General features: G+C 41.2%; 9 protein-coding genes. 1 reads left to right on the top strand and 8 read right to left on the bottom strand.

Annotation, left to right across the window (positions count from 1 at the left end; all coding sequences use genetic code 11):
- Nucleotides 1–121 precede the first annotated feature (121 nt).
- The 4 genes from ACK8P5_RS12035 to ACK8P5_RS12020 all read right to left on the bottom strand — a co-directional run bounded on the left by ACK8P5_RS12035 (nucleotide 122) and on the right by ACK8P5_RS12020 (nucleotide 6100).
- Complete coding sequence (locus tag ACK8P5_RS12035) at nucleotides 122–973, bottom strand: endonuclease/exonuclease/phosphatase family protein (RefSeq protein WP_422661162.1); 852 nt, start codon at nucleotides 971–973, stop codon at nucleotides 122–124.
- Nucleotides 974–1233: 260 nt separating this feature from the next.
- On the bottom strand, nucleotides 1234–1710 hold the full coding sequence (locus ACK8P5_RS12030; protein ID WP_422661161.1) for a GNAT family N-acetyltransferase: 477 nt from the start codon (nucleotides 1708–1710) through the stop codon (nucleotides 1234–1236).
- Between the two features lie 167 nt (nucleotides 1711–1877).
- Nucleotides 1878–5084: a cohesin domain-containing protein gene (locus ACK8P5_RS12025; RefSeq protein ID WP_422661160.1), complete on the bottom strand. Its 3207-nt coding sequence runs from the start codon at nucleotides 5082–5084 to the stop codon at nucleotides 1878–1880.
- Nucleotides 5085–5350: 266 nt separating this feature from the next.
- Nucleotides 5351–6100: a class I SAM-dependent methyltransferase gene (locus ACK8P5_RS12020; protein ID WP_422661159.1), complete on the bottom strand. Its 750-nt coding sequence runs from the start codon at nucleotides 6098–6100 to the stop codon at nucleotides 5351–5353.
- 306 nt (nucleotides 6101–6406) lie between these two features.
- On the opposite strand from ACK8P5_RS12020, the gene ACK8P5_RS12015 reads away from it, so the two are divergent.
- The gene (locus tag ACK8P5_RS12015) at nucleotides 6407–7474 is read left to right on the top strand and encodes a M42 family metallopeptidase (RefSeq protein WP_422661458.1); all 1068 of its coding nucleotides are present in this window, start codon (nucleotides 6407–6409) and stop codon (nucleotides 7472–7474) included.
- 161 nt (nucleotides 7475–7635) lie between these two features.
- Here ACK8P5_RS12015 and ACK8P5_RS12010 read toward each other — a convergent pair whose 3' ends face one another.
- From ACK8P5_RS12010 to ACK8P5_RS11995, 4 genes are all read right to left on the bottom strand, one after another.
- Nucleotides 7636–8484, bottom strand: a complete 849-nt coding sequence (locus tag ACK8P5_RS12010; RefSeq protein WP_422661158.1) for a hypothetical protein — start codon at nucleotides 8482–8484, stop codon at nucleotides 7636–7638.
- A 121-nt stretch (nucleotides 8485–8605) separates the two neighbouring features.
- Nucleotides 8606–9184: a sigma-70 family RNA polymerase sigma factor gene (locus tag ACK8P5_RS12005; RefSeq protein WP_422661157.1), complete on the bottom strand. Its 579-nt coding sequence runs from the start codon at nucleotides 9182–9184 to the stop codon at nucleotides 8606–8608.
- Between the two features lie 176 nt (nucleotides 9185–9360).
- Nucleotides 9361–10593 (bottom strand): ATP-grasp domain-containing protein, encoded by a 1233-nt coding sequence (locus ACK8P5_RS12000; protein WP_422661156.1) that lies wholly within the window; start codon nucleotides 10591–10593, stop codon nucleotides 9361–9363.
- A 255-nt stretch (nucleotides 10594–10848) separates the two neighbouring features.
- Nucleotides 10849–12522, bottom strand: a complete 1674-nt coding sequence (locus ACK8P5_RS11995) for a ribonuclease J (protein WP_422661155.1) — start codon at nucleotides 12520–12522, stop codon at nucleotides 10849–10851.
- Nucleotides 12523–12562: the final 40 nt, after the last annotated feature.

Raw genomic sequence — 12562 nt, 5'->3', positions numbered from 1 at the left:
AATCTTACGCAAGATTATAAAAATCCGCTGTCCTTGTCAGCCTCTCTGGACTGAATTAAAGGTACCAGTATTCAATTAATATCTATTATTTTGGAAAATCCAAAGGATGTCAATGTCATTATTATCCATTGGTAGATTTCCAATCGTTATCATGTATTTCCACAACGACGCCAGAGTGATCTGAGACCACTGGATGATCCGTACCATTCAATACGACTTTCGAAGACAGAACAGGAATCTCTCGATTCGTGAATACATAATCAATTCGTAATTTCTGCTCATTCTCTTCCCATCCGGCAATCGCTTTAACGACAGTGAAACCATCGTCTTTCTGAGCGGCAAGTTCATAACAGTCCTGCCACCCACTCTGTGTTACTAAGGAATACCCTTCTCCTTCAATATGAGCTGCATTGTTGAAATCCCCCATAATAAAAGCGGGTTTAGAAGCAATATACTTTTCCATTACAGCTAGAGAATGCTCCCACTGTGGTTTAAATGGTTCCTCTACATCTTGCCACCACCCAAAATGCCCGTTGACAAACCAGGTATCGATTCCAGCTGCAACCGTCTTGATTCCTATGATCTTGCGTGTCCTATAGTTATCATAATCCCTCAAGTTCGAAACGTAAGCCCCGAAAGCTTCCTGAATCGGTGTTTTAGATAAAATCGCAAGACCTTCATCGTATTTCTCATATCCCGTATGAACCGGAATATAAGACCAATAATATTCATGCTTCAACTGTCTACGAAGTACGTAAGCATAGTTATCTACTTTGACGACTGTATTCTCTTCGGCTTCATAGAAATAGGTCAGTTCCGATGCAGGAAGTGCTTCTTCCTGCATCAATTGGTTGACTTCTTGAAGTGAAATGACATCAAAATCATGTTCATTGATAAAATGAGCAAGCTGCTCTATTTTTTCAAGTTGGTTTTCTTCGATCCAAGCATGTGTGTTAAGTGTTAATAGTTTCAATGTTAATCATCACCCTAATCTGTCTTGAATATCTGATTTCAGCACATCGGCTTTCGTGTAGTTCACAGGTATGATTCCCAATGTTTATAATTAATACTACTAGCATCGAGGAATCCCTTACATAATATTGTTTTAAGTACATAAGCTACAAGACTTGTATTTTTAAAAGTTTACACGCAAAAAAGACGCAAGTAAGTAGATCGTTACCTGCGATCTATCTTACTTGCGTCTTTTGTTTGTCCAATGAGATATTGGTAATATTATAAATCCCGGATATACCAAGCATCACAAGCAAAGTGCTCAGATCCTGCGAGTGGTGACTCCAACAATCGGAACCCGTGTTTCTTATAAAAGTGATTTGCTGCCTGCATCGTTTGCAGAGTTTCCAAATAACAAACTCGATAGTTCTGCTCTGCAAACTGCGAAGCGATCTGCAGCAATTCATTTGCAATTCCTGTTCCTCTAGCCTCTTGTATTAAGTACATCTTCTGCAGTTCACATACCTGGTCTTCCGGGGCGCCGAAGGGTGCGATCCCACAGCCACCAAGCATCTTGCCGTTCGTATCAAACGCAACCCAATAAGCTCTGCCCTCATGATTATAATAGTCAGACAAATGGCTTAAACTTTCATCTTCCCATGCTAATCCCGCACGATTTCCGCCATAATCAATTAAACACTGGCGGATAATTGCTTCAATGTCATGATTATCTTCTGTTCGAATTGTTCTTATGTTCATTCTAGTAGCTCCATTTATCAAATTAAAAGTAAAACTAACTTATACTCAACCTACTTCATTAAGTCTAACTTATCCATTAATCAATTTCTACCATCTACCTCATGTTCGTTCATATTAAGCACCATAAAGAAGGGCATCCATCTTTCATGCATGGATGCCCTTAGTACTTACATTACAATCTTCTTCGCAATTCCTGCTAGATCTTCAATATCGATTACGCCATCTCCGTTTACATCAGATGCTTTAATATTCACCCAATTAGGATCTTGACTGGTGAGACCATAATTCGCAGCTGCGATTGCCAAATCACCGATACTAAATTTCCCGTCTCCATTCGAATCGCCTGGTACTCCTGGAGAAACGACAGTCACCTGTATCCACATGGAGGAGTTGCCGATCGTGACTTCTGTCCCCTCATCGTCTGCTATGGTTGCATTGGAGACAGAAATTAACCCTGAGACAGATTGTTCCACTTCCTTGGCTCGGAAAGAAAGATTAAGCACATCTGTCTTTCCGGAAACCGCATGTGCTGCACCTTCACTAGCTAAGATAAACCGAAGCTTTCCGTTGGTATCAGTCACTTTATCCACGATACTTACGCCGGGAACACTGGAGACTCCCCCCATATATTCCATCAGATTCACATCATAATTCAATGAAATATCCTGTGCGTACACGGGTCTTATTACCTGATCAAGTCCCAATGTAACTGTGAATACATCTCCCGCTTTTATCGTATTGTCACCAGTTAGTGTCGTCGTTGGAACATCCGGCTGGGCAGGTACAATGGCCGCTCTGAATTCCGTTATAGCTGCGCTCAGTGTTACAACGGCCGCGTCGATTTGCGATTGCTTCGCTTCACTATTATCGTACAGGTCCTCAGCCGCTGTGATGGCATTACCTAATATATCTTTTGCATCTTTAGATACTTGCCCTGGGAGTGTTCCTACCACCGTGTCCGATTGCAGCTTAATTGCTTGATTGATTTCAGCTTGCAATTTACTTTTATCGATTGGAACTGCAACGACTTCCTCAATCTTGATATCATCAATATAAGCATTTGCTGCAGGACCAGATTTCTTATAGAAATAGACCGTAGCCGATTTCGTACTGTTTCCAGTCGTAAACTCTATTGTCTCTAGCTTATAATCTGAGGAAGTTACGCGCAGGCTTTCATCGATTTCTAACCCCTTAACTCCAAAAATAATTTCCAACTGTGGATCCAACACCTTGGTATACGCGCTAATCCGATAAGTAGTTGTTGGTTGAACTGCAAAGGTCTGCTCAATTGTGGTTTCTGCCGCAATTTTTTTGATGACACCTGCGTAGTTTCCGCTATGCGCATTGCCATCACTTACAATACCCCCGCCGTTGTTCCACATATAATCCCATGGATCTCGTGGTCCGTGCTGTGCGATATTCTCAAAGTCCCCATTTTTAATAACCGCTGGCGGTTTTGGAATCACAGGTTCGAACGGATCTACATCTGGAAAAATCTCTCCTGAATATTCGTGAATACCGATATCTGGTATCCCATTATAGATTGGATTTCCGTAGTAATCACGAACACCAGGATTATGCGTTACACTAATAAATCGTCCTGCGTTAATGAGTGGTGAATCATCACGAATCTTATAACCTTGAAGTGCATCCCACTTCACTTGATTGGGTTCGATTACACCAGGAACACCTAACACGGTGCCTGCCTTGCCAGGATCCACAAGTAACGGGTCTTCTGTAATCATGAATGGATCTGGAATTTGTTCTTTGGATGGAACACGGTTACCATAGAACGCATTATTGTTATAAGTCCAGCTTGGTTTTGCTGTATATCCACCCGAACCATAGTTAATGAAAACGTTATTGAACAACTTCACTTCAACAGCTCCGCCTTGACTGACAAGCAGATTGGTGTTCATTCCTTCTTTGACATAGAAAATGTTGTTATAGATTTGAATGTTTTTTGCATTACTTGCACCACAGATGGTAAATATCTGATATTTATCGTTTTGGCTTATATTATAACGATAAATACCATTCCGCACTTCACCACCACTTCCATCCGAACAGATCAGCAGGTTACCACCATCATTATTATAACTATAGTTGAATTGATAGATAATCCCTTGGGACCCGTGATCAAAATCAAATGGCTGCCCATCTCGTGTTGAGAAGCCGCGTGTCACTTCGTTGAACTGATAAAGCGTATTATCTCCATTCCAAGTCCACATACCAGCATTGTAGCCAGACGATGTCCGATTGTATCCATCTAAGAAGTTGTATTCGACCAGCGCACCGTCAGACATATGCGGAACAATACCATCGCCACCAATGTCATAGAGCTTATTACCGCGAATGATAACATTGGTGATTGGAGTCCAAGGTGTTCGTTCGCTGCTGCCATACGAGCTTCCAATTAGAGCTCTACTCTTCCAATCGTTCCAAGTAACAATGCCCGATCTCGCCACATTACGGATCTCGTTATTCACAATCTTGACGTCGTCAAACGTTGTACGCTGAATGATTCGATTCGAATCCGGAACATTATTCACAACACCTTGAATTCGGACACTTAATTGAATCCCTGCACTTCCGCTTACATCCTTCTTATCCTCACCATTCACATCATGAACGTAGAGATCATGGATATATATACCGCTCAGCACATGAACATCGGTCACATTTGTTTGAGTCCCCTTCTTATAATCCTCTCCCATGACGAGCACACCGCGGCGTGGGGAAGTAGCTGCCTGTACTCCTTTATTCGTAATCTCTAAGTGGCTGATTTCCCAATACTCTTGATTATAGAGTGACACTGTATTCTCAACGAGTCCTTGCCCTTCAATTAAGGGTTTGTTACCTTCACCATACCTACCAATGACAATCGATTTCCCCTTAGAACCCGAGCCTTTCGGCTGCAATGAACCGAACCATTTTCCTCCAGCACGGAATAGGATTTTATCCCCCGGCAAAAATGTAAACGCATTCACTTGTTCCAATGACTTCCACGCTTGATCTTGACCTGTACCACTATTGGTATCCACACCGTTCAGATCATCCACATAATACGTGGTATTACCTAGTGACACATTCTCCTCATCTTCCGCTACGTTTTCGACACTTAACAAACTATTGGAAGGCAAAAGATTTGCATCTCGGTTAATAGCTTCATGGTTCTGTGTATTAGAATAACTAGTCTGACTCTTCCCCTTCTTCTCGCCACCCACTAGAACTTCCTCCTTCACTCCAACCATCGTATTAATACCTGAGGACGCCATAACACTCTCAGAATTAGCCATTGCCAGTGGCATTCCACACATTAGAACAAGTACTGATAGACTTAACACGAATAACTTTAGCAACATCTTTTTCATGATTATAACCTCCTTATCGAATCCGAATCAACGGAGCAATTAACAGATATGTTGTGGATACGAGTATTGCATCCCCCCCCCTCCTCACCTTCATATTCTAAAATGCAAAAAGGTATGGACTTCAAGAGATGACTCTCCTAAGCTCATACCCAGCACTTCAGTATTAATATAATAATCTATCTTACATACAGGATAGCTATGTTAATTACGGTTTCTTTATGATAAGAAAATCACTATAAATTGCACAATCTTGGGGAATATAATAATTAAACTTCTCCCCAATATACCTTGGTCTCATAAGCAAAAAACACAAAACCATCTTGCTCATTTCGATCAAAAATAGCACGCAGTTCACTCATCATGGATTCGAAATTCGGATGGTCAGGAAGAGGGGCGTAAGAAGATGAATGCAAACGGCCACATAATCCTTCATAATCAAAGATCTGCCGATTGAAGAACCTTTCCTCGTTCAAGTCACCTGACCGGAAAAAGGTAGTAAGCGTATCGTGCGAAATGTTCTTTTGATCCACCTCTTTATAGTCGGTTCCATAGGTAAGAAGCAGCTCTTCATACGCTTCCAGGAACGGCGTTCCTTGCGTGACCCTAGAGTTCCATATCAGTACCACCTTTCCACCCGGTTTCAGGATCCGACGAAACTCCATTTGGGCAGCATCACGGTCAAACCAATGAAAGGCTTGAGCACACACGATATGATTCACCGATTGATCGGGCAGCCCTGTCTCCTCTGCTGAGCCCGAGACCATACGAAATCCAGGTATTCCTCCTAGGTCTGATTCGGCAGATTGGCGCATAGCTTGATTGGGCTCCACTGCGGTTACGCAGCTTCCCCGGTTCAGCAGAAGCTTTGAGAATATTCCTGTCCCGGCTCCAATATCGGCTATCTCGCCATCAATTTCTACTGTTTCATACAAATAATCTATAAGCTCTTTCGGATAACTGGGACGATACTTCACGTACGAATCGACACGGCTCGAAAACCGTTCCTTACTGCTCATCTAAAACCACACTCCTATCCAAGTCATTTCGGTATTAACACCACTTATGTTTCAATAGATGAAACCCAATTTCATTTTATACATACATTTTATAGAACAACGCACTAATAAGCTAGTATCCATTGATATTGATAATAGTTGGTTTATGATTGAACGCTACCCATACCCACAGGATATTTTGAATTCAAGGCTTATATTCGTAAGCAAAGATCGCTTTCCAGTAATGACTTGACCTGTAAATTCATATATAATAAATTGAAATTCAATTTTAATTAAGGAGGGACATCCTTGGACTCTACCCTACAAATGTTAAAAGCTTTAACCGACGCTAATGGCGTACCTGGGCATGAAGATGAAGTACGCGACGTGATGCGGGAACATATCACCCCTTATGCTGATGAAGTGACTGTTGATCATCTCGGCAGCTTGATCGCCAGAAAAACAGGCTCAGTCTCTGATGGCCCTAAAATTATGGTTGCCGGCCATTTGGATGAAATTGGTTTCATGGTAACGCGGATCGACGACAAAGGCTTTATTTACTTTCAACCGCTTGGTGGTTGGTGGGAGCAAGTGATGCTTGCTCAGCGAGTGACTATTATGACTCGCACGGGGAATATTCCGGGCGTCATCGGCTCTAAACCCCCGCATATATTATCGCCAGAAGCCCGTAGAAATCCAGTAGATAAAAAAGAGATGTTCATCGATATCGGAGCACAAAGCAAAGAGCAAGCTACAGAATTCGGTGTTCGTCCAGGGGATTCTATCGTACCTGTATGTGATTTTACGGTGATGAAAAACGAAAAAATGTTAATGGCCAAAGCATGGGACAACCGCATTGGCTGTGCTATAGCAATCGATGTTCTGAAACAATTGAAAGATGTCGAGCATCCAAATACCGTTTATGGTGTCGGTACCGTACAAGAGGAAGTTGGCTTACGTGGAGCGAAAACGGCAACCAATGTCATTCAACCAGATATCGGTTTTTCGGTTGACGTTGGGATCGCTGGTGATACGCCAGGTATAAGTGAGAAAGATGCTTTGGCCAAAATGGGCAAAGGTCCGCAAATTCTCATCTATGACGGATCCATGATCTCACATCGCCGTCTACGTAATTTCATTACGGATACAGCTGATGAGCTCGGGATTCCTTATCAATTCGATTATGTTGCAGGTGGCGGTACAGATGCTGGTGCCATTCACGTGACTGCAGGAGGCGTTCCATCGCTTGCGATTTCAATAGCGACAAGATATATTCACACACATGCGGCAATTCTCCACCGTGATGATTTCGAAAATGCGGTGAAATTAATCACCGAAGTTATCAAGAGGTTGGATAAAGACCAAGTGAAAGAAATTATCTTCGGTCAAGCGTAATGAGTGATCAAGCATCGCTTCCCTTCATGGTCGGTTCGTCATAGCAAGAAGGAAAGCAATTATGATGCTTTGTCTTATAAATCATTAGAGGTCAGCCAGTTATACTGGCTGACCTCTTCTTTTAATTACAAGGGGCAATTCATGTAGGCTTCGACATCACATTATAACTGATTTGCAGCTTCAATCAGTTGCTCTTTTGTCATCTCAAGCGAATCGCTTCCTATGGTATAAACAGTCGCTTGCCCCTCTTCTTCAGTCATCCAACTGATTTCTTGGTAAGCTTGACTGTCTGTAAATACAAACGAGTTGTTCTTAAAATATCGAGCGGTATGTCCATTTAAGTCTAGTTCTTCAAATGTTGTGGAGGAAGGGGTTAACATGTTCAACCTAATTTTTGAATCCGGAGCGATTTGTTGGATTAAATAATATAACGTATCTTGATTCTTATTCCGGTATACAGAGGTAAAGGTCATGAGCGGCAATGAGGATGTAGAGTCTATTTTCTTCCACGAATATTCTTTTCCACTGGATTCGCTTCCAGCCTTCAATTCCTGGGCCAATGCTTTCATATCACTTTCTGAACCTTCCAACGTTCCAAAAGGATACTTCTTCATGCCCCCAGCGAACGTGTATGATCCTAGTAATGTATCTGGCGGCAACACATTAAAATGATGTTCTAACAATTCGGTTCTCCAACTATTCAGGTCGTTGTTTAGATCTGGCTGGATCATTGGTATAATTGGCAAGCTACTGACATTGTCCAAAGCGCTTAAATAGACAACAGCGGACTCTCCAACATTTAACTGATTATTCACTACTTCTCGAGCCTTACGGATGCTCTCAAGCTGAGTTTCACTCAAGTCTACCCCTTGTAATGTCTCTGCAGAAATCGTTAAGTTCCCTTTGGTTTCTTCAAACAGAAGTGTCCTCCCTGCAAACGCAAAGCCGCTTAAGACCGTAATGATTAGAACGACCAAGGCCGCCTTGGACCATTTTCTATTTCTTCTCATCAAATGTTCTCCCCTCTTCTCCATCACTCGTTCCCTGTAGAGGTTCATTACTCGTAAATCTATAGAAGAGGGACACACGATGTTTTTGTTGTGTTGCTTAAACTCATCTTTTAATTTCTGTTCAATAGACATAACCGTCCCGCTCCTTTCTGTGATCCCACTCACTATACATATGACGCAGCCGCTTCAGGGCATGGTGATGTCTTGATTTTACGGTGCCTAATGGAATTTCAAGCAAATGAGCGATTTCTTCAAGCGTACAGTCCTGATAATACCTAAGAACGACTACCTCTCTGAGTTTCAATGGTAAAGTTTCAAGCATAGAAATGAGTTCTAGGCGATCACTAAAGATGGATATTCGATCCTCTATCGCCAATTGGGGTGGTTCAGAGATCATCCCTTTCATTTTTTCTATAATGCGAAACCTCCGCCAGCTCTTCCGATTCCAATTTCGAACTTGTCGAATAATTAAGCCATTAAACCATGAACCGAACTTCTGCTCCTGTTGATACTTATCCAGACTCTTGAACAATTCGATGTACACCTCACTCATAATGTCAGGGACATCGTGCTTGTTCGGAGCCAGATAATAGATTAAACCATAAGCCTTATCACGCGTTAAATGATAAACAGTCTGGAATGCTTCTTCATCTCCTTGGTTCATCCGGATGAGCCAAGGCTTGATATCCATTTCATTCATAGGGGCCGGCCTCCATTTAAGAACTTACACCTGATATTGGCTCGATTACCTAATAAGGTTCAAATTAAATATTATTGTTTCACCAATCCCATTAATTGTATATCTATTTCCTCAACAAAAAACCACATGCGATTAATCCACATGTGGTTTTCGATGAATATCTTTATTGAATTACATTATTCCTTACTAAAGAAGTAGCTTTTGAAATTCTTAATATGGGCGTAATTATATCTCGCAATTCTTAACATTCTTTTTAAATTTAAATCTTCTTTATACCAAAGGGATCTTAGCACCCTTTTTTGTTTATAAAGAGCTTTAATTTCATTGGACAATTGAGGATCCGTAACGTATTTATCCAATACCGCTTTCGGAACATTGGTCCACAAGCCTACCTTTTTACTATATACACACTCTTCTTTTTTATCATAAACAACGTTATCTATAAGTGCAGCAATCATATTTAGACCAGCAGCTTTGACAAACAGACTGCTTCTACCGAGTCGAGGATTAATTTCAAACAACATGTACTTGCCTGTTCTGCTGTCATATTTCATATCAATATTGGAAAAACCAACATAACCGATTTCTTCAAGAAACGTTTGTACTTTTTTAAATATCTCTTCATCCGAACGAGTGATGATGGCAGCATAGTTTCCGAGTGTTTTTGGAGCATATTCCTCTAGTACAGGCTGTCCTAAGCACATCATTCTTACTTTTCCATCATTATCAGAATAGCTATTGATGACTCGCATCGAACTGTCTCCACCAGGAATAAATTCTTGAATAATTAGTTTTCCTGTGTAATCGGATTTATTCATATTCTTAACCATCTCTAGATACTCACTCTTAGAGTTAAAAAAGAACACCTTCTTCTTGCCTTCGAAATCACTGTGCAAATAAGCATAGGCATTACTGTTCTCAGGCTTTACAACAATCGGAAATTCAAAATCCATCTCTTCCAAAGCAGTTAAGCGATCTTGCGGCTCGCAAACAATCGTCCGTGGATAATCCAGTCCATAACGTTCACATAACTTGTAAAATTTATCTTTCGTATCGAATGTATCGAGCAATTCTTCGGAAATAAAGCGATTATTAATGAGTCCTTTAAATTTGCTATAATGCCTAGTCAACATAGCTGCATAATAGTCTGAGCAAGGTATAACAACTATTTTTTTGTTCGGAGCAGCGTGTTTCTCTAATACAGAGAGTAGAGCCCCTGGAAAAATTGAATCATTGTCAAATCCATCGATTTGAACAAGGTCGAACAAATTACTGTTCATGGTTGGTATTAAGAGCCGAGTGCATAGTAGTAATGGTTTGATTTGATAAGTTTCATGGATCAATCTAGCATTGCCATAGGCGTTTTCATCACTGCCTAGTATGATTGGTAGAAAATCGTAATGTCTCATATGTTCTCCTTATTCATCATGTACTTTTCCATTTCTCTGAGTAGTAATGGTATTGTCATTCAAGTTAATTATACGTGATGATGAGCAATGGGGCCAATGTTAAAATAATATAGCTGCTTCTGATAGAGAAAATATTGATCGATTGTACTACTAATCTCAATTAATAAATACAAAAAAGCTACCCTAATGGTGACTTATAATACTGATATTTTGACGCTTATGATCCTCCAGCTTCTCGTATCTAAATCATAAAGTCTACACTTCGATGATGATCGGCAAGATCATGGGTCTTCTTTTGGTCTGAGTGTATATAAACTTTCCGATTTGATCTTTAAGTGTCTGCTTTATTAAACTCCACTGACTCATTTCCGAATCTGTCAAATTGTCCATCACTGTGTTCACACGGGTAAGGATTTGGTTCATTAGCTCTTCGGAGTCCTTAACAAATACAAATCCTCTGGAGATTACCTCCGGTTTCACAAGCATATGACCTTCCGTTTTACTCAATGTGGTTACGATAATGAGCATACCATCCGATGATAATAGTCTTCGGTCCCTAAGAACGATATTCCCTACATCCCCGATGCCTAATCCATCCACCAAACTGTTCCCTGAAGGGATTGTTGGACCATGTATTGCCTTACCCTCTTTGATTTGGATTGTTTCACCATTGCGAACAATAAAGACATTTTCATTCGGAATGCCCACCGACTCCGCTAGAAGTCGATGCTGATACATCATCCGGAACTCTCCATGAACGGGGATTAGGTACTCTGGTTTCATTAATGTCATCATCAATTTGAGCTCTTCTTGGCTACCATGACCGGAAACATGCATACCCGTTGAAGACCCTGATCCGTAGATCACCTTTGCACCAAGAACATACAAATTATCGATGACACGCGACAGATTTCGTTCATTTCCTGGGATAGGCCCTGCTGCAATAATTACGGTATCACCCGGTAAAATTTCGATATGGGGATGACGGGAGCTGGCTAACCTAGAAAGTGCTGCCATGGGCTCACCCTGACTTCCTGTGCACAGCACGGCGATTTTACGAGTTGGATACTTTTCGGTTTCATCCGCTTCAATTAGTAAATCATCGGGAATATTTAAATAACCAAGCTCTTTAGCAACAGATACGACATTGACCATACTCCTGCCTAGTAGAACGAGTTTACGTCCTGTTTTGATCGTTGCATCTACGATCTGTTGAACTCGGTTCACGTTCGAAGCGAATGTCGAGATAAACACCTGTTGGTCAGCCCTTACAAAGGCATCTAGAATGTGTTCACCAACCGATCGCTCTGAGGGTGTAAAGCCTGGTCTCTCAGCATTCGTACTCTCAGAAAGGAGTACCTTGACTCCCTGCTTACCAATATCCGCCATGCGATGCAGATCCGGATAGGGTCCATTTATGGGAGACATATCAAATTTGAAGTCGCCTGTATGTACTACATTTCCTTCTGGCGTCTGAAAAACAATACCTAAACAGTCAGGTATGCTGTGGCTCGTCGAAAAAAACGACACTTGAATTTGCCCTGCTTCTACTGTCGAGTTGACATCGATGACATGCAGATTCGCTTCATTAAGAAGGCCATGCTCTTTAAGTTTGATTTTTATAAGACCAATCGTGAGCGAGGAACCATATACCGGAATATTTAACTGCTTTAACAAATAGGGGATTCCTCCGATATGATCCTCATGTCCATGAGTTACGATGAGTGCTTTGACTTTACTATGGTTTTCCAGTAAGTAACTAATATCCGGAATAATAAGATCTACACCCGGCAGACTTTCATCAGGAAATTTAGATCCGCAGTCAATGACAACGATGTCCTCATGATATTGGAGCATATACATGTTCTTTCCGATTTCGTTCACTCCACCTAAAGCAGCGATCAACAAATGATTAGAAGATTGACTCAAGCTTTGAACCCTCCTGTTATATGATCCCGATTCTTCATCT

The organism is Paenibacillus sp. EC2-1 (assembly GCF_049311625.1).
Lineage (GTDB): Bacteria > Bacillota > Bacilli > Paenibacillales > Paenibacillaceae > Paenibacillus_AQ.
The sequence above is the reverse complement of the archived record's forward strand: the minus strand, read 5'-3'. Positions and strand labels throughout refer to the sequence as shown.

What these genes read in the sequence shown, in the direction of transcription:
- ACK8P5_RS12030 (WP_422661161.1), bottom strand. Translation starts at nt 1,710, where the DNA reads ATGAACATAAGAACAATTCGAACAGAAGATAATCATGACATTGAAGCA.
- ACK8P5_RS12025 (WP_422661160.1), bottom strand. Translation starts at nt 5,084, where the DNA reads ATGAAAAAGATGTTGCTAAAGTTATTCGTGTTAAGTCTATCAGTACTT.
- ACK8P5_RS12010 (WP_422661158.1), bottom strand. Translation starts at nt 8,484, where the DNA reads ATGAGAAGAAATAGAAAATGGTCCAAGGCGGCCTTGGTCGTTCTAATC.
- ACK8P5_RS12005 (WP_422661157.1), bottom strand. Translation starts at nt 9,184, where the DNA reads ATGAATGAAATGGATATCAAGCCTTGGCTCATCCGGATGAACCAAGGA.
- ACK8P5_RS12000 (WP_422661156.1), bottom strand. Translation starts at nt 10,593, where the DNA reads ATGAGACATTACGATTTTCTACCAATCATACTAGGCAGTGATGAAAAC.
- ACK8P5_RS12015 (WP_422661458.1), top strand. Translation starts at nt 6,407, where the DNA reads ATGTTAAAAGCTTTAACCGACGCTAATGGCGTACCTGGGCATGAAGAT.
- ACK8P5_RS12020 (WP_422661159.1), bottom strand. Translation starts at nt 6,100, where the DNA reads ATGAGCAGTAAGGAACGGTTTTCGAGCCGTGTCGATTCGTACGTGAAG.